Here is a 21,346-nt window from a genome sequence, read left to right on the forward strand (position 1 = left end):
TGATATGATTTATATAGATAAAAGTTTTTTGGAGGATAATTGATATGATTTTAAAAGTTGTACGTGAAAAGGAAACAAAATACTATGTTCCTACACAGATTCAAGCAATGACAATTTCAGCTGTCTACAATACAGATGATATGTTTGATGTAACATTTATCGTAAATGGTGTTTCTGAACCAGTTAGAACATTCCCATCCAAAGAAGATGCAGAAGAATTCCTAGTTCGTTTAGATACACTATATTGTTCACACGATCCTGAAGTTCATATTGTGAATTTGAATACTTTATAAAACTAGTATTATACAGTTAGATTAATTTTGATAAAAGGCAATTTTTGGACATTATCCGTAAAATTGCCTTTTATAATGTAAAATATAATATATAATTTTCATATATAATGAAAATTAACTATTTGTATATCAATTATACAATTTTTATTTGATTAAATATTTCTGTCTAATATAATATTTGTGAATTACAAATTCATGGGGAGGTTTTTTATGATGAAGAAATTCAAAGCTTTTTTGCGGCCTGCATTAACAATAATGTTGATGTTATCAATCTTTATTCCGGTAATTTCAAATGTATCAATACATGTAGAGGCTGCCGAAGAATTTGAGGCATATACAAAATCCGGCGAATACCCTGCAAGTGATCACATTAAAAATCCTATCTATATTAGACCAAAGGGAGCGACTGAGAAGGGTATTGTAGGATACTGCTTTAATGATCATAAAGCATTTCCTGAAAGTAGCTTTTCACCACGAAAGGTGTATTACACAAAAGAAGCTGGTAGTGGGGCTGTTTTTGAAGAACTAGCGGATACAGAAAGAGTTACTGGCGAAGATCTCTATAATGGATTGCTTAGAGTTGTTTATGATGGCTATCCTAATAATAAATCTGGTATCCAAGAAAGATATGGTTTAACAGATGGACAGTTTAGACAGATTACACAGTTTGCGGTTTGGTATTATACAGATAGTTTCAATATGCCATTACGCGATACAAGTGGTTTGGCTTATTCTCAAAATGAGTTGGATGCTTTCAATGATTTAATCAATAGTACTACAGCAATTCCTGCTGGAACTTCAATTGATATTTATAGGGGTAAAGATACTACTTACCAGCATTTATTAAGTGGTCATATCGAAGATCCTACTGTAACACCAACACCAGTACCAACTCCAACTCCAACACCAACACCAACGCCTGTACCAACACCAACACCAACGCCTGTACCAACTCCTGTACCAACTCCAGCACCAACTCCTGCACCTACTCCTACACCTACACCAACGCCTGTACCAACACCTACACCAACGCCTGTACCAACACCTACACCTGGCACAACTACACCAAAAACTGGTGATCGTGGTGATATTTCCTTGTATGCAGGATTCATGTTAGTATCAGGACTTGTAATTGTTTGTGTACTACTTACTCGTAAACAACAAGCATAAAAGGATTTGTTAACAAAGCACTTCACGATGAAGTGCTTTTCTGTATCTGTATGGATGAATGTATACATTTAAAAAGCCCACAACATGTGGGCTTATCTTACATCTTAGATCCTTTAGAACCCTTTGCGCTAGAAGCGGAGAAGTTACTGAGGATATTTGTTTCATAGGAGAAGGTCATCTTGGATCTTCTTCTTTCTCTATCTAATGCAAGTTCTACAAGTTTGTCCATTAACTCAGAGAAAGATACACCAGCAGCTTGCCATAGGTAGAAGGCAAGGGAGCCTGGAATAGTGTTGATTTCGTTTACATAAACCTTCTTTGTGTCTGCGTCCATTAAGAAATCGATACGACATACACCAGATGTGCCTAGTACACGGAAAGTTTCCTTGGCTAATTGTTGAACAAGTCTTGTCTGTTCATCTGTAAGAGGTGCCGGTACGATACGTGCAGTACTTGCCATACCTTTAGAACCTTGACTCTTAGAGCTCTTTCCACCACCGAGATACTTATCAGAGAAGCTGAGTAATTCATCTTGAGACACTGAACTTACTTCTTCTAGTACGCTAGCTACACAGGAATAGGAATCTCCAACTACAGAACAGTTGATTTCACGCATTGGTTTTACAACTTTCTCTGTGATAATCTTTTCATCATACTGACGTGCTTCATCAAAACATGCAAGATATTCTTCGTCGTTATGAGCGATAGAGATACCAACAGAAGAACCTGTACGTGCAGGTTTAATAATAACTGGATAAATTAAACGATGCACCTTATCGAGGATTTCACTTTGATGTGTATCCATTTCTGAACCGTATACCCAGAACCAATTTGTGATTGGTAGGTTGTTATCACTGAGTACATTCTTCTGTAAAACTTTATCCTGTCCAATCGCTGCACCATAGAGGTCACAACCAGCGTATGGAACCTTTAACATTTCAAAGAAACCTTGGATTGTACCATCTTCGCCGTTTGTACCATGCATGACAGGAATAGCTACGTCGATTGTGCCTAATTCCTTGCGCCCAAATAGAGAGGCTTTGACAGGACGGATTACGACACGATTATCTTCTGATGTAATGGAAACTTGTGTACATTGAGAAATCAATTGCTTGAGATCTTTATAGTTACTCATATCCTTTAATAAATCAGAGACATATAGTTTACGTTCCTTTGAGACATATACAGGAATGACGTTGTATTTATTTTTATCAAGTGCTTCAATCGCTTGATGTGCAGAGATAATACTTACTTCATGTTCGACGGATTCACCACCGAAAAATACTGCGATATTTAATTTCATAAGACCTCCGTTAACACTCCTTATTATACTCTAAACTCCATTCGAAACGAAAATGAAATTTTATAACTTAAAATGAAGTTAATCATAACTAATTAAAGTGGCTGAAAGTATAGAGAAATCGCATAAACGTGGTAAAATATCATGGAAGAAGAGGTAGGTAATACAAAATGAACAAAATTGCACAGTTTGAAAAAGTGAGTTACGAACAGTTTTATAAGGATTGGCAGAAGACTTTTCCAAATGAAACAAGAGATATTGCGGAAATATACAACGCAATCGTACTTCCACGCCGTGCAACAAAAGGTTCTGCGGGGTATGATTTTTATACACCAATTGATTTGAAGATTGCCCCACAAGAAACGGTATTAATACCTACCGGTATCAGAGTGAAGATGGCAGATGATTATGTACTGATGTTATTTCCACGTAGTGGACTAGGATTCAAGTATCGTCTACAGATGAATAACACAGTGGGCATTATCGATAGTGATTACTATCACGCAGATAATGAGGGACATATCTTCTGCAAACTAACAAATGATACAAATGAAAATAAAACAGTTGAGATTGCAAGTGGCCAGGGAATGTTGCAGGGTATTTTTGTTTCCTTCGGTATTACGGTAGATGATGAAGCTGACGCTGTAAGAACTGGTGGCTTTGGTAGTACAACAAAATAGAAAGATAGGTAGTAAGATGGATTTAAAACTTTGGCAAGAAATAGATCAGAATGAACCAATTCCAGAACATATCCTAAAGCGTATGGAGGAATTCAGACAAAAGGGTGCGATTTTACCTGAGGAAAAATATATCAAGCGTCCAACGATGATTGAAGGAATTCGTAAGGCTGCTAAATTAAACACACAGGTGTTAGATGAAGTTGCTAAACACATTCATGTAGGTATGTCGACACAAGAAATTGACGATATCGTGAAAGACTTCACAGAAAAAAGTGGTGGCATCTGTGCACCATATCACTATGAAGGTTTTCCAAAACATGTATGTACATCAGTAAATAGTGTTGTATGCCATGGAATCCCAAAGCATATTCAGAAACTACATGATGGTGATATTATCAACGTTGACTGTACAACAATTGTGGATGGCTATTATGGTGATGCGTCCCGTATGTTCTGTATTGGAAATGTAAGTGAAGAGCGCCGTAAGCTTGTCGAAGAGACAAAGAAATGTCTTGAAATTGGACTCGCAGCTGCACAACCATGGAATACAGTTGGTGATATTGGTTATGCGATTCAGAAATATGCGACATCTAAGGGATATAGTGTTGTAAGAGAATTAGGTGGACATGGTGTTGGTAATGATTTCCATGAAGATCCATTTGTCGCACATGTTGGCAAAAAAGGCACTGGCATGGTACTGGTGCCGGGTATGATTATTACCATTGAACCAATGATTAACTTAGGTAAGGCTGCAGTTGTAATCGACCCATATGATAATTGGACTATTAGTACAAAAGATGGTAAAGATAGTGCGCAATGGGAATATACAATTTTGATTACAGAAGATGGTAATGAAGTATTAAGTTATTAATTGATAAAATAGATAGTGGAGGGCTTAGTTGATAGAACATGAGTAATCACAATATTTATGTAACAGGTCATAAACATCCAGATAGTGATTCAATCTGCTCGGCAATTGCGTTTGCGAATTTATTGAATAAGACTGGTAGTACGGCAATTGCTTGTCGCCAAGGACCTTTAAATGAAGAAACAAAATTTATTTTACGTACATTTCATTTAGATAATCCGTTATTGATGACGGATGCACGTGCACGTTTAGCAGATATCAATCTCGATACTCCAACAACCATTCGTTATGATGAAACAGTTCATCATGCATGGCATTTAATGTTAAGAACACAGAACCGTTCTTTATATGTATTAGATGAGAATGATAATTTATGTGGTATCTGTTCCACAAGTGATTTATCTCGCTATCGCATCCATGAAGATACAGATTTAAAGGACTTGATGGCAACAGCGACATTAGATAATATCGCACGTACGATTGGTGGTAAGGTAGTATTGCGACCAAAAGAATTCAGTACAAATGGTCAAGTACACATCGTTACTTTAGATGATTTGAAACTGGTTGAGAGTTTTATCGCTGGCAGTATTATCATCATGTCAGAAGGACACGAAAAGCAGTTAAACCTAATTCGTTTAGGTGTAAAGTGCTTGGTTCTAACCTGCGATGAACATGCGTCAGATGATGTTAAAGAACTTGCGATGGAGTATGGTTGTGCAATTGTTGAGACACCTGATCGTACCATGCATACAGCAACAGTGATTACAGAGAGTTATTCTGTTTCTCAGATTATGACAACAAACTTAATCTGCTTTAAGAATACAGAGTACGTAGAAGATGTTGCGACAAAGATGAATGCCTCACGTGTACGTAGTTATCCTGTACTGGATGAAAACGGTAAAGTTGTAGGTGGTATATCACGCTACCATACACGTAACTATAAGAAGTTACGTATTGCGCTTGTTGACCATAGTGCAACAAACCAAACAATGAATCATATTGATAAAGCCGATATCGTCGCAATTATCGACCATCACCATATTGGTGATATTCAAACAGACCATCCAATTGAATACCGCAACCACCGCTGTGGTTGTACAAGTACAATTGTGTATGGCTTATATTGCGAAAAGAACATTGTTCCAGATCCTACAATGGCTGGCTTAATGATGAGTGCAATTCTTTCCGATACACTTAACTTCAAGTCTGCGACAACAACACTGGAAGATATTAACGTAGCTAAGAAGTTAGCAGAGCTTGCAGGTATTGATGATATTGATGCTTACGCAAGAGAGATGTTAGGTGCTTCTGTTGCCTTGAAGGATTCTACACCACATGAAATCCTCAACCGTGACCTTAAGAACTACGATATCGGTAAGTATAAGATTTCTATCGGTCAGACAAACTACAGTCATACCGAAGAAGTACAGAAGTTACTACCTGCATTCAAGGAAAATATGAAGAAGGAACAGAAGGATCGTCATCTAGATCTCTTACTGATGTTATTTACGGATGTAATGGGGAATGGTTCCTACTTCGTCTTCTACGGACCAATGTCTTATGTCATAACAGATATGATTGAAACACAGATTGATGAACATTCTGGTTATGATCCAAATATCATTTCTAGAAAGCAGCAGTTATTACCAAAACTATCTGCAATCATCAAAGAACTCTAAGTCCTGCTTTTGCAGGGCTTTTTGTGTTACCATAGATGAGTAGAAAGAGGTTTTATGCTAGATATTTGTTTACTAGGTACAGGTGGAACAGTTCCCTTACCAAATCGATGGTTAACATCCTTATTGGTAAGATGGAATGGAAATACATTACTTGTGGATTGTGGAGAGGGTACACAGATAGCCATACATCAATATGGATATTCTTGTAAGACAATCGATACAATTCTTTTGACGCATTTCCATACAGATCATACAGCTGGCTTACCTGGTCTATTACTAACAATGGCAAAGTCTGAGCGAACAGAACCTGTAACAATCTATGGCCCAAAAGGATTAACAGAAGTATTTGAGGGTATCTATAAAGTTGCTCGTTATATTCCTTTTGAAATTAAACTTGTAGAGATTGATGGGCCACAAGTAGACTTTGAAGTAAAAGGTCTAAAAATCAAAGCATTACATGCCAAACATAGTGTGCCTTGTTATGCATACATCTTTGAATTAGACCGCATGCGTAAGTTTGATAAGGATAAAGCAATTGCTAAGAATGTGCCAATGAAAGTCTGGGGAAGGCTTCAAAAAGGCAATACTGTCGAGTTTGATGGTAAGATATATACACCTGATGATGTGTTAGGTGAAAGTCGTCAAGGTCTTAAGATGGTCTATGCAACAGATACTAGACCACTAGAAGAGTTAGTAACATACGGAAGTCATGCGGACCTCTATATTGGTGAGGGTATGTATGGCGATCCAGAAAAGATTGAAAAAGCAAATCTAAACAAACATAGTACCATGCAAGAAACAGCTATCCTTGCAAAGCGGATGATGGTAAAAGAATTATGGTTTACACATTATTCTCCATCTATTAAAGATCCATTGGAATACGAAACAGTCATTAGACAAATCTTCCCGCAGGCAATCATTCCTGCAGATGGACAAAAAAAGGTACTTCGATTTGTGGATGAAGGGGAATAAAATGAGTGTCTATCATATTGTGATTAATCCTGCTGGGGCTAGCGGTAGGACAAACGAGTGTTGGGATATAATTAAAAAAGAACTCGATACAATTGGAGTTGAGTATAAAGTACATCTTTCAAATCTTGAACATGGTATCAAGGATATAATGGAGGAATTAACTTCAAATGATGAAAGAGTCAATATCATCTTGATTGGTGGCGATGGTTCTATGAACCTAGCAGTAAACGGTATTGTAAACTTTGATAAGACATATCTTGGTTTGATTCCTTGTGGATCAGGCAATGACTTAGCTAAGTCACTTGGAATTCATGGAACAGAGATTGAATGTTTACACCGTATTCTAAATGACCAGAATGGCAAAGACCTAGACGTAGGTGTATTGACATACCATACACGCTATGATGAAAAGGGAAATAAGGTGTCTGATGAACCGTATTCACGTCGCTACAATATCAGTTCTGGCATTGGCTATGACGCCGCAATCTCTGAACAGGTTCAAAGATCACCATGGAAGAAAGTCTTAAATGCATTACATTTAGGGAAGCTCATTTACTTGTTTGTTGGTGCACGTTTAATTTTCTTACATCATCACTTCAAGACAAAGATTCAGATTGATGATCAAAGTTATTCCTATGATAAGTTATTGTTTATCGCAACAATGAACGAACCATATGAAGGCGGAGGCTTTAAGTTCTGCCCAACAGCGAATCCATGTGATGGGATCTTGAATACTTGTATTGCGGATGGTTTAGGTAGAGTTGACTTCTTCCGTATCTTCCCTTATGCAATGAAGGGAGAACACGGAAAGTTCAAAGGTGTTTCCCTAAAAGAGGGCAAACAAATTCATATCCAAACAGAACAACCAGTATGGGTTCATACAGATGGTGAAGTAGAATATAAGACGGATTCTGTATCTTATCATCTGATGGATGAAAAGTTACACTTCCTTGGTTAGTAATTCGTTATGAAAAGGGATTATCTTGATACATGCATTCATGTTCAATATAATCCTTTTTATATACATATGTATCTAATCATACTTGACGTATCAATATACTAGCGTATGATGTAAGTAGATGACTGAAGTAGAAAAATCTGTCTCGTCTACATCCGGCTGAAAAAGAGGAAATGCGGGATGGCCATGCAATGACAGGAACGACGACAAATCAGTTATCTTTAAAGAAATTAAAAAAAGCCTTACAAACTAGGCGTAGAAAGGAATTGATAGTATGCTCGATGGTGAAGAATTAACAATGGAAGAGTATCATAAGTTGTTCATGGAAGATTTAAGACAATTTGAGGCTGAAGAGTTATTATCCAATTCCGAAGAAAACAATGATACTACCAAGCACTCTAAATAGGGTGTTTTTTTATTTGAAGTAGATATAATAAAAACCCAACATTACGAAGGGTTTGACTTTGATTTGAATGGTGTGCTCGATGGGAATTGAACCCACAACCTTTTGATTCGGAATCAAATGCGCTATCCAGTTGCGCCACGAGCACAGAACACTTTATATATTAGCACGGTATGCTATAATTTTGAAGTTATGAATATGAATGTAGATAAGATAAAAATGATTGTCTGTGATATAGACAATACACTGATTCCAAGTGGTTCTGAGCAGTTAAGTGAGCGCAATCGTAATGCTTTACAAACAGCGCTGGCGAGTGGATATGATGTCATGATTAACACGGGTAGACATTATACGTTTTTACAGCCATCGCTATTTGATGATTTACCAATGGACATCATTGGTACGATCAATGGTGCTTGTTTGGTAAAGCGTGATGGAACTGTGTTAGAAACACATCCACTACCAACAGAATATATGGAGCGAATTATTGCATTTGCGCAAGCGAATAATATTGGTTTAGGGTTTAAGTTTGTAGATCATGTCGTAATATACAATGCTTATCAGAAGTTTGTGGATGGTTATGTAAATGGGGATCCTGTTAAGGCACAACTTCTAATTAATGATACAGAGAAGCGCACGCATCACTTAGAATATGGTAATCCTCTAGGAACGTTCTTAGTGGGAGATGAAGATGAAATTTTGGGTTTTGCTAAGGAGATGCCTGACCTAGTATTCGCATGGTCATCTCTAAAGGGATTTGATGTATTCTTGCATTCTATCAATAAGTCATTAACAGTAGAAGCTGTTCTCAAGAAGAAAGGCTATACTTGGGAGAATGTCATTGCGTTTGGGGATGCAGGAAATGATACACCATTTATTCAAAAAGCAGGAATTGGTGTTGCCTTAGGTAATGCGAAGGATGATGTTCGGCAGTATGCGGATATCATTACCGATACTTGTGCAAATGATGGTGTAGCGAAGGTATTAGAAGAATTAGGGATTGTATAACGAAAAAGTAGATGCTGGACATCTACTTTTTAAATGGTTCATACATTGGATTAGGTTGATCGAATATCTTGTGTTTTTTATTGGTGATTGGATTTCTAAATGCAATCCAATCTGCCCATAAGCCCATCGTAGGGAAATCTTTTGTTTTAATACCATAGAGTACGTCATTGACGATAGGATGGTCAATGCTGGCAAGGTGAACACGGATTTGGTGAGTTCTGCCAGTTTCAAGTGTACATCCCAGTAAACTATAAGATTGATAATTACCCAGTGCTTCTACGCATGTGATAGCTTCAACTCCTGTTGAAGAAATGCGATACATACCACTATTATGACGGTCTCTTCCAAGTGGTTTATTGATTGTCATACGGAAGTTTGAATCAATATTACCATTTGTAATCGCTAGGTAGTGACGATAAATTTTCTTGCTAGAAAGTTGTGCATCAAACCATGGTTGGAAAAATGAAATCTTTGAATAGATGACAAGTCCAACTGTATCCTTATCTAATCGATGGATTGGTCGTACTGGCTGTTTGATGCCATGGTTGATCTGATATCTAGCCGCATAAGCATTCAAGCATGTTGTATCTCCAGGATCACCATGGATAATCATGCCTGCATCTTTATGCACGATATAGATGAATGCGTCTTCGTATATGACTTTACATTCTGTTTCGGCAGGAATCCAATCAACTGTACTTTCTGGGAAGGTGATTGTGATTGCCTTGCGGTCAATGATTTCTTTTCCGTGTTTGACAGGGATACCATCTAATAGGATTTGTTTATTTAGCAGTAGAAGATATTTGTTTTTCTTTGATTGATAGTAATCGTTTAGAAAATCGTCTACTGTTTTTTTGAGATATTTTCCTTCTGGATCAATCGTAATCGTATTGTCTTTTACGAGGTATTTCATTAACCTAACTCCAATACAGTAATAGATTCTACAAGTGGTGTCTGTGGGAATAAATCGTATGGAATTACTGTCACTACGTGATAGCGTTGCTTAAGAACTTTGAGGTTCTTTGCAAGGGTGGAAGGATTACAAGAGATATAGACAATCTTCTTTGGTAATACATGCATGATGGTATCTAGCATCTCATCATCCATGCCACTGCGTGGTGGGTCGACTAGTAAGCAGTCAACTGTCTTCTTCATCGCAATCTTGCGTAAGCCATGTGCCGCATCATCACAGATGAATTCTGTATTTGTGATGTTGTTTAGTTTAGCGTTGTTTGTGGCATTTTCAACAGCACTTGGAACAGATTCAATACCATAGACGACATTTGCCTTATCTTTGGCCATTAATGCCATTGTACCGATACCACAATACGCTTCGACCAATACCTTGCATGGGTCAATTTTACTGATTGCCATCTGATACATCTTTTCGGCTTGGTCAATGTTTAACTGGAAGAAGGATTCAGATGAAAGTTGTAGTTGAATCTGATCCATAGAGATGGTTAATGCATTTTTGCCTGCAAGTACTTTTGCAGGTGAGCCAAAAATCTGATTTGTCTTACGGTTGGTATTGAAGGACTGACATAGGGATTCCATACCAGGAATTTCCATGATTTTATCAATGATGACAGAAGGAATATGTTCTTTACCAGTGATAAGGGTGCATTGTGCTTTGCCATCGATCACACGCAGAACGATATAACGCAGTCCTTTTTGTGATCTCTGGTTGTAGGCATCATAGCCTTCTTCGTTGAGGATACGTAAGATTTCTTTACGGATTTCTTCTAGCTTTGAATCATGAATTAAGAAATGTTCGATAGGATGGAAGTGGTTTGTCTTTGGTTCATACATACCATTGACCAATACATCATGTGATTTCTGGACTGGTAGTTTGCATTGGGAACGATATCCGACCTGTTTTTCACTTGCGTGCATATCACGCACGAAGGAACGTTTTACATTTCCATATTTAAATAATGCTTGTTCAAGAATATCTTGTTTGTGACGTAATTGTTTTTGGTAATCCAAAATAAAGAGAGGACAACCATGTGCTTGTTCTAGTGGACTAGGGGATTCAATACGATCTGGTGATTTTGTGATAAGTCGCTTGAGGCGAGCCATTGCGTATTTTGGCTTCTCCTCGATAATTTCTACTTCTGCTGTTTCTTCTGGTAATACTCCATCACAGAACACTGGTTTTCGATTAATAAAACCGATTCCTTCACCGTTGATTCCTAACTTTTTAAATTCTACTTTCATAGTGACCTCGTTTGCTTAAAAGCTTCTTTCTACAATATCTGTGTTTAGCGTATCACGCTTTTATCGTTCTTAATAGATAAAATGGCAAATTAAAGATTAAATTTAACAACTGTTAAAGAGGAAGTTCAGGGTTGAGTTATTGCAAAGGCTTTCATTACGTTTTAAAATAGAAACAACGGGAGTCAGAGTATTCTGACAAAGAAAGGGAAAGAATTATCATGAAGAAATTATTTACTTCAGTGCTATCACTTGCAATGATTGCAACGATGGCAGGTTGTGGCGGAGACACTGCAAAGAACAGTACTGCTACAGAAACAGGTTCAGGCAAGGCTACTGCTGAGGTCGCTGTTGTTACTGACGTAGGTCAGTTAATGGACAAAGGCTTCAACCAAGGTACTTATGAAGGTGCTGTAAAGTATGCAGAAGACCACAAGTTAACTCACAACTACTATCAGCCAGCAAATGGTTCAGACGCAACAGATAACGACCGTATCGATGCGATGAAACAGGCTATCGAAAATGGTGCAAAGATTATTGTAGCTCCTGGTTTCTTACAGGCTAAGGCAATGGAAGCAGTAGCTAAGGAAAATCCTGATGTAAAGTTTGCATTCGTTGATGGTTGGGCTTTAGGTCTAGATAACGTTACAGCTATCGTTTATAAGGAACAGGAAGCTGGATACTTTGCTGGATACGCTGCAGTAATGGAAGGTTATACAAAACTAGGTTATACAGGTGGTGGCGGAGGTGCTAACCCTGCATGTAACCGTTTCGGTTATGGTTTCGTTCAAGGCGCAAGTGCTGCTGCGAAGGAAAAGGGAATCACAGTAGAAATCAAGTACTCCTATAAGTATGGTTCTACATTCTCAGCTTCAACAGAATTACAGACACAGATTGCTGGTTGGTATGCATCTGGAACTGAAGTTGTATTCGCATGTGGTGGATCCATGTTCCAGTCCGTATTATCTGCAGCTTCTGAATATGAAAATGCAAAGATTATCGGTGTAGACGTTGACCAGTCTGCTGAAAGTTCAAAGGTTATCACAAGTGCTATGAAGGGCTTAAGTGCATCTGTTGAACGTATTTTAGGTCAATTCTACGAAGGTAAGTGGGACAGTGAACTTGCTGATAAGGCTCAGAACCTTGGCGCAGCTGAAGGTGCTACAGGCTTACCAGAAGATACATGGTCAATGAAGAACTTCACAGTTGAACAATACAAGGCATTGTTCAAGAAGGTTGCTGACGGTGAAATCGTACCAGATTCTAAGACACCGGAAGATGCAAACAACGCTGATTGGTTGAAGGGCATTCCAAACGTAACAATTGATTTTGAAGCGTAATAAAGTCATAAGTTTTTTACAGGGATGATAGTAACGCTATCATCCCTGTATTTGTATATTCTTGTTGTATGCAAGGACGGTTTTATATCCTGTATCAAAGATACGTGATATAAAACTGCTCATATAACCTTGCAAAAATATCATGTATAATTAACTTGCAACAAGAGAAAATTTGATTATTACATCATCGGTAATGGAGGATAGACTATGGATGAAAATGTAGTTCATGAATCTCCCTATATTATTGAAATGCGCAATATTACCAAGATTTTCCCTGGAATTATTGCAAATGACAATATTACTTTACAGTTAAAGAAGGGTGAAATTCATGCCCTTTTGGGTGAAAATGGTGCTGGTAAGAGTACTCTGATGAGTGTTCTTTTCGGTCTATATCAGCCAGAAGAGGGACAGATTTATAAGAATGGAAAGCCAGTTCAAATCAACAATCCAAATGATGCGAATGATTTGGGTATTGGAATGGTACACCAGCACTTTAAGTTGGTACAGGTGTTTACTGTTTTAGAAAATATTATTCTTGGTGTTGAAACGACAAAACTTGGCTTTATCAGTAAGAAAGAAGCACGTAAGAAGGTAGTTGCACTATCCAAGTCCTATGGATTAAATGTAGATCCAGATGCGTTAGTTGAGAATATTACGGTAGGTATGCAGCAGCGTACAGAAATCTTAAAGATGTTATACCGTAATAATGATATTTTAATTTTTGATGAACCTACAGCGGTACTAACACCACAAGAAATCGAAGAACTCATGCAAATTATGAAGAGTCTTGCAAAGGAAGGTAAGTCTATCTTATTTATTACACATAAGTTAAATGAAATTATGCAGGTAGCAGATCGATGCTCTGTACTGCGTAAGGGTGCGTATATCGGTACTGTTGATGTTAAGAATACGACAAAGGAAGAACTATCAAATATGATGGTTGGTCGTGATGTTAAGTTTGTCGTAGATAAAAAGGAAAGTAATCCTACGGAAGAAGTATTAGAACTTGAAAACTTATGTGTCTTTGACAAGATTCATAAGAAGGATAGTATCCATGATGTATCTTTCAAGGTTCGTAAGGGTGAAATTGTTTGTATCGCAGGTATTGATGGTAATGGTCAAACAGAGCTAGTACATGCAATCACTGGTCTTGAAAAGATTAAGAGTGGTAAGGTAAAACTCAATATTGATGGTGAGATGAAGGATGTTTCTCATACTTCGATTCGCTATAAGAATACACATGGTATTTCTCATATTCCAGAAGACCGTCATAAACATGGTTTAATTCTCGATTACTCTTTGGAACAAAACTTAGTCTTGCAAAGATATCTTGAACCTGAATTCCAAAACCATGGCATGATTCGCTTCAAGGAAGTTAGAAAGTATGCAGATCGACTCATTCAAGAGTACGACGTACGCAGTGGTCAAGGACCAATTACAATTTCTCGTAGTATGTCTGGTGGTAACCAACAGAAGGCAATTATTGCACGTGAATTAGACCGTAAACATAATCTATTGATTGCAGTACAACCTACACGTGGTCTAGACGTTGGTGCGATTGAATACATTCATAAGCAGATTATTCAAAGTCGTGATAGTGGAGCAGGTGTATTACTTGTTTCTTTAGAATTAGATGAGGTTATGAACTTATCCGACCGTATTCTTGTCATGTATGAAGGCGAAATTGTTGGAGAACTTGATCCTAAGAAGACAACTGTTCAAGAGTTAGGTCTATACATGGCTGGTGCGAAACGTAATGGTAAGGAGGATCACAGCGATGAAAAATAAGAATAAAAAATCCTCTGCAGGATTAAAGTCGCTGAGTGCTTCTTTGTTATGTATCTTCGGTGGTATCTTTGTTGGATTTGTAGTCCTTGTATTACTATCCATATTTAATCCTCGTATTGGATTTGCGGAAGCTGTACGTGGCATTCTCATTGTTCTTGGTGGACCATTCTCTGGTGGTGGTAACTCACTATTCCAGTTTGGTAACATGTTGTTTAATGCAACTCCATTAATTCTGACTGGTTTATCTGCATGTATTGCATTTAAGACAGGTTTATTTAATATCGGTGCTCCAGGACAGTATTTGATGGGAGCAATGGTAACATTGATTGTTTCATTATCTATTCCATCCGCAACTGTTCCATCTCCAGTGATTTGGTTGCTAGCATTACTTTGCGGTACATTAGCTGGTGCACTTTGGGGTGCGATTCCTGGTTTCTTCAAAGCATATCTTAATGTCAATGAAGTTATTGTTTGCATTATGACAAACTGGATTGCGGCCAATGTAGTTAGCTGGGTATTTAATGGTTCTAAGTTTATTAACGTTGCGGAATCAAAAGTAAACTTCATTATGAAAACAGAAGTAAATAATATCGCAACGGCAACATTTGGTTTAGATAAGATTTTCTCTGGTGGTTCTGTTGTTTCCTATGCGGACGCAAGTATCTTCCTAGCAATCTGTGTAGCTATCGCACTTTATGTTGTGATGAATAAGACTACATTTGGATATGAACTAAAGGCTTGTGGATATAACCGTGATGGTGCTAAGTATGCAGGCATGAATGAAAAGAGAAATCTACTTCTAGCGATGGCTATTGCTGGTGGACTTGCGGCGATGGGTGCCTCTATCTGGTGTCTCAATGGTCATCAAGACTTCAAGTGGGAGACATATCAGACACTGCCAGTCGATGGATTCAATGGTATTCCAGCAGCCTTGCTTGCAGGAAACAATCCTATCGGTATTATCTTTACTGCAATTTTCTTAAAGTATATCAACGTTGGTGGATCAAACCTAGCGGCAAATACTGCATTCAACGAATATGTATCTCAGTTAATGGTAGCGATGATTGTCTACTTCTCAGGCTTTGCAAGATATATCAGTATGTTACTAAGCACGAAGAAGAAATCCTTACAAGAAATTGAGACAGAGATCAAAAATAGCAAGGAGGAAAAGAAATGATTTTTATTCTTCAGAAAACATTGATTTTTACTATTCCGCTATTGATCGTTGCCTTGGCAGGTATGTTTGCGGAACGTAGCGGTATCATCAACATTGCATTAGACGGTATTATGATTTTTGGTGCCTTCATTGGTGCGGTTGTGACACTATTGTTACGACAGAATGTTCCATTCTTCGTTGACCATAATCAGTTGATGTTTGTGGTTGCGATGCTTGCGGCAGCTGTTGCAGGGGCATTATTCTCACTTCTATTATCTGTATCTGCGATTAAGTTTAAAGCAGATCAGACAATCGCTGGTACAGCATTAAATCTTCTTGCGCCAGCTGTTGCGCTCTTCTTCATCAAGGTATTTACAAGTAAAGACCAATTAGAGATGGGTACAGCTGTCGACTCCCTTGGACAACGTCATGACTTTGGTTATGTAATCCAAAACAAAGAAGCAACTGGTATCTTTGCGGTACTATTTGATAAGGCTTATATTTCAACCTTTATTGCACTTGTGTTATTTATTATCTTATCTATCTTCTTATACAAGACCAAGACAGGTTTACGTTTGCGTGCATGTGGTGAACATCCTCAAGCAGCTGACTCTGTAGGTATCAATGTATATAAGATGCGTTATCTTGGTACAACAATCTCAGGTGCGTTAGGTGGATTTGGTGGTTACTTATATATTGCGACAGTTGCCAATGGTACAGCTTCTGGTGCAGTAGCGGGTATGGGATTCTTAGCTATGGCTATCATGATTTTCGGTAACTGGTCACCAATTGGAGTTGCGTTTGGTTCGCTGATGTTTGGATTCTTAAAGTGTTTAAGTGTAGTGTATAACCAAATCCCATTTACAAAGGGCTTACCATTACCAATGTATTTCTATAACATTATTCCTTATCTAGTCGTATTGATTGTGTTAGGCTTCTCTAGTGGGAAATCGAGAGCACCTAAGGCAGAAGGTATTCCTTACGATAAGGGAACACGTTAATCATAAAGATAGAGAAGTTGCGGCAAGCAACTTCTTTTCTTTGCGACTCTTGGCACATTAGAAAAAAGATGGATGTTGTGGTAAAATAGAAATGGTGAAAGTAGGTGATTTCTTTGTATAAAGTAAAAGATATCGTTGTCTATCGAAGAGATGTATGTCGTATTACAGGAAAGAAACGCAGTGACTTTACGGGGGAACAGTGTTATATTCTTGAACCGTATTTTCCTACTTCTGGATCTGTTTCTATTCAGGTTCCAGTGTCCAATAAAGCAGGTCACTTACGTGATTTAATTACAAAAGAAGAGATTGATCAGTTGATTATTGATACACCTGATTTAGAGACTCTTGAAAGTAAGCCTGCAAATATGAAGAGTCAGTATGCTTCACTGTTAAAAGGGAATGATATTAGTGAATTAGTACGTATCATCAAGACTTCCTATGGACGTAATCAAGAACGTCTTGAACAACATAAGAAGTTGGCTTCTATCGATGATGAGTATTTACAGATAGCTGAGAAATATCTATATGAAGAACTTTCTGTTGTGTTAGATTTATCAATTGAAGACACAAAGGAATATTTTGAAAAAGAGGTAGCGAAACTAACTCTTGAATAAGAGGTGACTATGGAGAAAAACGATACACTATTACAAGCATTTGAGTGGTATCTTCCAGATGATAGTCAACATTGGAATAAATTGAAGGTGCTGGCACCTTCTTTTTCTAATCTGGGAGTTACACTGGTGTGGTTACCACCAGCATATAAAGGTGCGGGTGGAGTACATGATGTAGGATATGGTGTCTATGATTTATATGATCTAGGAGAGTTTGATCAAAAGGGAACAATTCCTACAAAATATGGTACAAAACAAGAATATCTAGATGCGATTGGTGCGTTACAAAAAGAAAATATATCAGTTCTTGCGGATATCGTTCTCAACCAGAAAATGGGCGGCGATACGGAAGAAACGATAGATGTCATTAAAACAGATCCAAATAATCGTAATGAAGAAATCGGTGGTGATTATCAAATTACTGCATGGACAAAATTTACCTTTCCAAATCGTAAAGGGAAATATTCTACCTTTACATGGAATGCAAGCCATTTTGATGGTACGGATTGGGATGAGAAGAAGAAACAAAGTTCAATCTATCTTATTGAGGGAAAGAACTGGGATCCAAATGTAGATGGAGAACATGGTAACTTTGATTATCTAATGGGTTGTGATATTGATTTTAAAAATCAAGAAGTATTACAAGAATTGAATCGTTGGGGTAAATGGTATTTGGATATCACTGGTATCGATGGTATGCGACTAGATGCGGTAAAACATATTGATAACCAATTCTTTAAAAATTGGTTATCTGACATGCGTGCATACAAAGGAGAAGATTTCTTTGCGGTAGGTGAGTATTGGAATGGTGATCTTAGTAAGCTACAGGAGTATCTTGCGGATGCGTCAGATTGTATGTCTTTGTTTGATGTACCTTTACACTATCAGTTATTAAATGCTTCCGATACAAATGGTAACTTTGATATGCGAGAATTATTTCAAGGAACACTTGTACAAGCTGATGCATGGCATGCGGTAACGTTTGTAGATAATCATGATACTGAGCCAGGACAGTCGTTAGAATCCTTTGTCTTACCTTGGTTTAAAACGATAGCGTATGCGTTAATTTTATTGCGTATAGATGGATTACCGTGTGTATTCTATGGGGATTTATATGGAATTCCTGCTAAGAATATTCCCGCGGTGGCTGACCTTCCTACATTAATGAAGATTAGAGAACTTTATGCTTATGGTGACCAACATGATTATTTTGATAATCCAGATGTAATTGGCTGGACAAGAAGTGGCAGTGATGAATTTAGTGGAAGTGGTTTGGCTGTTGTGCTAAGTAATCGATATGGTGGTTCTAAAAGAATGTATATTGGCACCAATCATGTAGGAGAAGAATTTAGAGATATACTAGGACATTGTTCCAATACAGTTATAATTGATGAAGAGGGTTGTGGAGAATTCTCCTGTACTGATGGAAGTGTTAGTGTATGGCTGGAAAAGACTTTGGAAGTTAAAGTAAGCCTTGACTAACAGAAACCTATTCGGTGAAAATATAGGTGTAATTTGAGGGAGTAGCTGGCACATGCCCGTGCAGCAAGTCAACATACTGGTAAAAACCTGGCTTGTTTTAATTAGCGAGACTCATGATTACCTTTTTGGTAATACATGGTCTTTTTTTATTAACATGTTCCTTACCATATTCAATAGGAGTGAATGGATATGATAAAACTATTAATACAAGCCGCTTTATTGGGTGTTGGTCTTGCGATGGATGCTTTCTCGGTATCAATGGCGAATGGAATGAACGAAAAGAAAATGGCAATATCTAGAGTGATTCAGATTGCCATTGTTTTTGCGGGTTTTCAATTTTTGATGCCAATGATTGGATGGTTTGCGGTACATACGGTTTCTTCTGCTTTTGTCATCTTTATGGATGCTGTGCCATGGATTGCCTTAATCTTACTACTTTATATCGGTGGTGGAATGATCAAGGATGGTTTTGAAGAAGAGGAAGAGGATGAAGCTGAATATGAAGCTAGTACTCGTAAGCTTATGATTCAAGGTATCGCGACTTCGATTGATGCTTTATCCGTTGGATTTACGATTGCAGACTATACGTTATCTTCCGCATTGATTACTTCAGTTATCATTGCAGTTGTGACATTTATCATCTGTTATGTAGGTGTAGTATTAGGCAAGAAGTTTGGTATGGCTTTTGCGAATAAGTCATCTATCTTAGGTGGTATCATTCTTATCTTGATTGGTATTGAAATATTTGTGACAGGCATTGGGTTATTGTAAAAATAACCTTTTTTAGTTCATACACAGGATGAAGTAGCACCATATATTTATAGATTGTTAAATTGTATAATATGCAAGATACTACATTTTGAAAAGAAAAAAACGATGAAAGAAGGTACGAATGTGAATAACACAAAGATGCGAAAAGAATGTGAAGTACTGTGGGCTAAAAATAAATATTATGTGTTAAGCAAGTCACATAAAGTATACTTAGAAATTAGAGAGTATTTGAAAGAAAAAGAAGTTGATATTCAATTTCTAAAAGAAAAAATCTTAAATCTAAGAGATGTAGAAGAGAGTAAAAAAGATTTTAATAATGCGATTCTTCATGTATGGGGATATTTCAAGAAAGACGCAAGTGACGCTGAAAAACAGGGCTTATTTAGCATACTAGAAAAATATATGATAGATGAATCAAATCAAGAAACTGTGATTGAATATATCAATGCTTTATTAAAGAAATATCCAAATCAATATTTACAAGAATCTACTTTATTGACAGGAGAATATGATGAGACTCTGGCATGAACAAATGATTACGCAATTGCCTAAAAATCAACTTCTTGGACAGCATAGAGAATGTTGTGCATTAAGAGGTAATGGATGGCAAAAGAAACATAGAACAGTAGATTATGTGTTTCTCTACTCTCCGTATTGCTTATATCGCTATCATTCCTTAGTCATGGATGAAATGGAAAAAAGAGGGTATCGAGTTTCTGAAGAATGGAGAGATAAGAATTATCGAGGAAAGGTAGCAGAAAGGTATACTAATCTTAAAGAAGTGACGGTAGATACTCCAATTTATAAAGAACATAATCATCAATATTTACTTGAATGTATAGAAAACCTAAGAGAAAAGGGTATTCATTTCACATTGTAAAAAGAAAAGCTTAATAAACGACACAAAGTGAAGTTGATTAAGCTTTTATTTTAAACTTGGAAAGATGTTGATGAAGTCATCATGAATTGTTAAATCGGCAGTAGAATCGTAACTGGTTTGATCACGATTAATCAAAACGAGTGTTTTACCACCAAAGTAACGCAGCAGTCCTGCAGCTGGATATACAACAAGAGATGTACCTAATACAATACAGGTGTCTGCAGTTTGTAATGCATGTAATGATTGATTCAGGATTGTTTCATCTAATCCTTCTTCGTACAAGACTACATTTGGTTTAATGATACCTTTACACTTTGGACAAAGTGGTACAGTATCCATTGTTAAAATATCATTTAGTGAATATTTTGTATGACATTGCATGCATGTATTATGTAAAACACTACCATGTAGTTCTAATACATTTGTTGAACCGGCAAGTTGATGTAGTCCATCTATATTTTGGGTGATGACGGTAACCTTTTTCTGACGCTTCTCTAAAGAGGCGATATATGTATGTACGTAGGATGGCTTTACATTTGGATATAACATCTTATCGCGATAGAAGCGAAAGAATTCTTTTGGTTGTTGTAGGAAGAAGTGATGACTTAAGATTTCTTCTGGTGGGAATTGATACTTTTGATTGTAGAGGCCATCAATACTACGGAAATCAGGGATACCACTAGCAGTAGATACCCCGGCACCGGTAAAGAAGACAATATGATTTGAATGATCAATGATGTCTTGAAGTTCTTTTATCTTTTCGTTCATATGA

Annotated in this window: 22 protein-coding genes and 1 tRNA gene; 18 read left to right on the forward strand and 5 right to left on the reverse strand. The window is 37.3% G+C overall.

What is annotated here, in order from left to right:
- The first annotated feature begins 44 nt into the window (after window positions 1-44).
- A complete protein-coding gene (locus RYK16_RS02810; protein WP_314850630.1) occupies window positions 45-293 on the forward strand; it encodes a hypothetical protein in 249 nt (82 codons plus the stop codon).
- 210 nt (window positions 294-503) lie between these two features.
- Complete coding sequence (locus tag RYK16_RS02815; RefSeq protein ID WP_314850631.1) at window positions 504-1,463, forward strand: thioester-forming surface-anchored protein; 960 nt, start codon at window positions 504-506, stop codon at window positions 1,461-1,463.
- Window positions 1,464-1,560: 97 nt separating this feature from the next.
- Here the strand turns inward: RYK16_RS02815 and RYK16_RS02820 are convergent, their stop codons facing one another.
- Window positions 1,561-2,766 (reverse strand): D-alanine--D-alanine ligase family protein, encoded by a 1,206-nt coding sequence (locus tag RYK16_RS02820; protein ID WP_314850633.1) that lies wholly within the window; start codon window positions 2,764-2,766, stop codon window positions 1,561-1,563.
- A gap of 167 nt (window positions 2,767-2,933) precedes the next feature.
- Here RYK16_RS02820 and RYK16_RS02825 point away from each other — a divergent pair, with 167 nt between their 5' ends.
- The 6 genes from RYK16_RS02825 to RYK16_RS02850 all read left to right on the forward strand — a co-directional run bounded on the left by RYK16_RS02825 (window position 2,934) and on the right by RYK16_RS02850 (window position 8,326).
- The gene (locus RYK16_RS02825; protein WP_314850635.1) at window positions 2,934-3,443 is read left to right on the forward strand and encodes a deoxyuridine 5'-triphosphate nucleotidohydrolase; all 510 of its coding nucleotides are present in this window, start codon (window positions 2,934-2,936) and stop codon (window positions 3,441-3,443) included.
- Window positions 3,444-3,459: 16 nt separating this feature from the next.
- The gene (gene map / locus RYK16_RS02830; protein WP_314850637.1) at window positions 3,460-4,314 is read left to right on the forward strand and encodes a type I methionyl aminopeptidase; all 855 of its coding nucleotides are present in this window, start codon (window positions 3,460-3,462) and stop codon (window positions 4,312-4,314) included.
- A 38-nt stretch (window positions 4,315-4,352) separates the two neighbouring features.
- Window positions 4,353-5,990, forward strand: coding sequence for a putative manganese-dependent inorganic diphosphatase (locus RYK16_RS02835; RefSeq protein WP_314850638.1), 1,638 nt, complete (start codon window positions 4,353-4,355; stop codon window positions 5,988-5,990).
- Window positions 5,991-6,044: 54 nt separating this feature from the next.
- On the forward strand, window positions 6,045-6,962 hold the full coding sequence (locus RYK16_RS02840) for a ribonuclease Z (protein WP_314850640.1): 918 nt from the start codon (window positions 6,045-6,047) through the stop codon (window positions 6,960-6,962).
- A 1-nt stretch (window position 6,963) separates the two neighbouring features.
- Window positions 6,964-7,920: a diacylglycerol kinase family protein gene (locus tag RYK16_RS02845; RefSeq protein WP_314850641.1), complete on the forward strand. Its 957-nt coding sequence runs from the start codon at window positions 6,964-6,966 to the stop codon at window positions 7,918-7,920.
- Between the two features lie 274 nt (window positions 7,921-8,194).
- A complete protein-coding gene (locus tag RYK16_RS02850; RefSeq protein ID WP_314850643.1) occupies window positions 8,195-8,326 on the forward strand; it encodes a hypothetical protein in 132 nt (43 codons plus the stop codon).
- 68 nt (window positions 8,327-8,394) lie between these two features.
- On the opposite strand, the gene RYK16_RS02855 is transcribed toward RYK16_RS02850, so the two are convergent.
- Window positions 8,395-8,471: transfer RNA gene (locus RYK16_RS02855), tRNA-Arg, on the reverse strand.
- Between the two features lie 50 nt (window positions 8,472-8,521).
- Between RYK16_RS02855 and RYK16_RS02860 the strand changes: the two genes are divergently transcribed.
- Window positions 8,522-9,331 carry an HAD family hydrolase gene (locus RYK16_RS02860; RefSeq protein ID WP_314850644.1) on the forward strand — a complete coding sequence of 270 codons (810 nt, stop codon included), beginning with the start codon at window positions 8,522-8,524 and terminating at the stop codon, window positions 9,329-9,331.
- Window positions 9,332-9,353: 22 nt separating this feature from the next.
- On the opposite strand, the gene RYK16_RS02865 is transcribed toward RYK16_RS02860, so the two are convergent.
- Window positions 9,354-10,244 (reverse strand): RluA family pseudouridine synthase, encoded by an 891-nt coding sequence (locus RYK16_RS02865; RefSeq protein ID WP_314850645.1) that lies wholly within the window; start codon window positions 10,242-10,244, stop codon window positions 9,354-9,356.
- On the reverse strand, window positions 10,244-11,548 hold the full coding sequence (gene rlmD, locus RYK16_RS02870; protein ID WP_314850647.1) for a 23S rRNA (uracil(1939)-C(5))-methyltransferase RlmD: 1,305 nt from the start codon (window positions 11,546-11,548) through the stop codon (window positions 10,244-10,246). Before rlmD ends, RYK16_RS02865 begins: the two co-directional genes overlap by 1 nt.
- 218 nt (window positions 11,549-11,766) lie before the next feature.
- Here rlmD and RYK16_RS02875 point away from each other — a divergent pair, with 218 nt between their 5' ends.
- The 9 genes from RYK16_RS02875 (at window position 11,767) to RYK16_RS02915 (ending at window position 20,574) form a co-directional block, all read left to right on the forward strand.
- On the forward strand, window positions 11,767-12,885 hold the full coding sequence (locus RYK16_RS02875) for a BMP family ABC transporter substrate-binding protein (RefSeq protein ID WP_314850648.1): 1,119 nt from the start codon (window positions 11,767-11,769) through the stop codon (window positions 12,883-12,885).
- A 207-nt stretch (window positions 12,886-13,092) separates the two neighbouring features.
- Window positions 13,093-14,673, forward strand: coding sequence for an ABC transporter ATP-binding protein (locus RYK16_RS02880; RefSeq protein WP_314850649.1), 1,581 nt, complete (start codon window positions 13,093-13,095; stop codon window positions 14,671-14,673).
- A complete protein-coding gene (locus RYK16_RS02885) occupies window positions 14,663-15,850 on the forward strand; it encodes an ABC transporter permease (protein ID WP_314850650.1) in 1,188 nt (395 codons plus the stop codon). The genes RYK16_RS02880 and RYK16_RS02885 overlap by 11 nt, the downstream gene beginning before the upstream one ends.
- Entirely contained in the window at window positions 15,847-16,830 is a 984-nt protein-coding gene (locus RYK16_RS02890; protein ID WP_314850651.1) for an ABC transporter permease, read from the forward strand. The genes RYK16_RS02885 and RYK16_RS02890 overlap by 4 nt, the downstream gene beginning before the upstream one ends.
- A gap of 113 nt (window positions 16,831-16,943) precedes the next feature.
- On the forward strand, window positions 16,944-17,444 hold the full coding sequence (locus tag RYK16_RS02895; RefSeq protein WP_294020059.1) for a hypothetical protein: 501 nt from the start codon (window positions 16,944-16,946) through the stop codon (window positions 17,442-17,444).
- A 9-nt stretch (window positions 17,445-17,453) separates the two neighbouring features.
- The gene (locus RYK16_RS02900; protein WP_294207298.1) at window positions 17,454-18,923 is read left to right on the forward strand and encodes an alpha-amylase; all 1,470 of its coding nucleotides are present in this window, start codon (window positions 17,454-17,456) and stop codon (window positions 18,921-18,923) included.
- A gap of 189 nt (window positions 18,924-19,112) precedes the next feature.
- Complete coding sequence (locus RYK16_RS02905; RefSeq protein ID WP_314850652.1) at window positions 19,113-19,694, forward strand: manganese efflux pump; 582 nt, start codon at window positions 19,113-19,115, stop codon at window positions 19,692-19,694.
- 105 nt (window positions 19,695-19,799) lie between these two features.
- Window positions 19,800-20,222: a YbgA family protein gene (locus RYK16_RS02910; RefSeq protein ID WP_314850653.1), complete on the forward strand. Its 423-nt coding sequence runs from the start codon at window positions 19,800-19,802 to the stop codon at window positions 20,220-20,222.
- Window positions 20,206-20,574 (forward strand): TIGR02328 family protein, encoded by a 369-nt coding sequence (locus RYK16_RS02915; RefSeq protein WP_294207289.1) that lies wholly within the window; start codon window positions 20,206-20,208, stop codon window positions 20,572-20,574. Before RYK16_RS02910 ends, RYK16_RS02915 begins: the two co-directional genes overlap by 17 nt.
- Window positions 20,575-20,619: 45 nt before the next feature.
- Here the strand turns inward: RYK16_RS02915 and RYK16_RS02920 are convergent, their stop codons facing one another.
- Window positions 20,620-21,342: an NAD-dependent protein deacylase gene (locus RYK16_RS02920; protein WP_314850655.1), complete on the reverse strand. Its 723-nt coding sequence runs from the start codon at window positions 21,340-21,342 to the stop codon at window positions 20,620-20,622.
- Window positions 21,343-21,346 lie beyond the last annotated feature (4 nt).

It is taken from the genome of uncultured Solobacterium sp., assembly GCF_963550625.1.
GTDB lineage: Bacteria > Bacillota_I > Bacilli_A > Erysipelotrichales > Erysipelotrichaceae > Bulleidia.

Excerpts from the sequence above, each read along its gene's own strand:
- RYK16_RS02905 (WP_314850652.1), top strand. The coding sequence starts at position 19,113 with ATGATAAAACTATTAATACAAGCCGCTTTATTGGGTGTTGGTCTTGCG.
- RYK16_RS02810 (WP_314850630.1), top strand. The coding sequence starts at position 45 with ATGATTTTAAAAGTTGTACGTGAAAAGGAAACAAAATACTATGTTCCT.
- RYK16_RS02920 (WP_314850655.1), bottom strand. The coding sequence starts at position 21,342 with ATGAACGAAAAGATAAAAGAACTTCAAGACATCATTGATCATTCAAAT.
- RYK16_RS02910 (WP_314850653.1), top strand. The coding sequence starts at position 19,800 with ATGAAAGAAGGTACGAATGTGAATAACACAAAGATGCGAAAAGAATGT.
- RYK16_RS02835 (WP_314850638.1), top strand. The coding sequence starts at position 4,353 with ATGAGTAATCACAATATTTATGTAACAGGTCATAAACATCCAGATAGT.
- RYK16_RS02865 (WP_314850645.1), bottom strand. The coding sequence starts at position 10,244 with ATGAAATACCTCGTAAAAGACAATACGATTACGATTGATCCAGAAGGA.
- RYK16_RS02845 (WP_314850641.1), top strand. The coding sequence starts at position 6,964 with ATGAGTGTCTATCATATTGTGATTAATCCTGCTGGGGCTAGCGGTAGG.
- RYK16_RS02860 (WP_314850644.1), top strand. The coding sequence starts at position 8,522 with ATGAATGTAGATAAGATAAAAATGATTGTCTGTGATATAGACAATACA.
- map (WP_314850637.1), top strand. The coding sequence starts at position 3,460 with ATGGATTTAAAACTTTGGCAAGAAATAGATCAGAATGAACCAATTCCA.
- RYK16_RS02885 (WP_314850650.1), top strand. The coding sequence starts at position 14,663 with ATGAAAAATAAGAATAAAAAATCCTCTGCAGGATTAAAGTCGCTGAGT.
- RYK16_RS02880 (WP_314850649.1), top strand. The coding sequence starts at position 13,093 with ATGGATGAAAATGTAGTTCATGAATCTCCCTATATTATTGAAATGCGC.
- RYK16_RS02900 (WP_294207298.1), top strand. The coding sequence starts at position 17,454 with ATGGAGAAAAACGATACACTATTACAAGCATTTGAGTGGTATCTTCCA.
- RYK16_RS02850 (WP_314850643.1), top strand. The coding sequence starts at position 8,195 with ATGCTCGATGGTGAAGAATTAACAATGGAAGAGTATCATAAGTTGTTC.
- RYK16_RS02820 (WP_314850633.1), bottom strand. The coding sequence starts at position 2,766 with ATGAAATTAAATATCGCAGTATTTTTCGGTGGTGAATCCGTCGAACAT.
- RYK16_RS02840 (WP_314850640.1), top strand. The coding sequence starts at position 6,045 with ATGCTAGATATTTGTTTACTAGGTACAGGTGGAACAGTTCCCTTACCA.
- RYK16_RS02815 (WP_314850631.1), top strand. The coding sequence starts at position 504 with ATGATGAAGAAATTCAAAGCTTTTTTGCGGCCTGCATTAACAATAATG.
- RYK16_RS02825 (WP_314850635.1), top strand. The coding sequence starts at position 2,934 with ATGAACAAAATTGCACAGTTTGAAAAAGTGAGTTACGAACAGTTTTAT.
- RYK16_RS02875 (WP_314850648.1), top strand. The coding sequence starts at position 11,767 with ATGAAGAAATTATTTACTTCAGTGCTATCACTTGCAATGATTGCAACG.
- RYK16_RS02890 (WP_314850651.1), top strand. The coding sequence starts at position 15,847 with ATGATTTTTATTCTTCAGAAAACATTGATTTTTACTATTCCGCTATTG.
- RYK16_RS02915 (WP_294207289.1), top strand. The coding sequence starts at position 20,206 with ATGAGACTCTGGCATGAACAAATGATTACGCAATTGCCTAAAAATCAA.
- rlmD (WP_314850647.1), bottom strand. The coding sequence starts at position 11,548 with ATGAAAGTAGAATTTAAAAAGTTAGGAATCAACGGTGAAGGAATCGGT.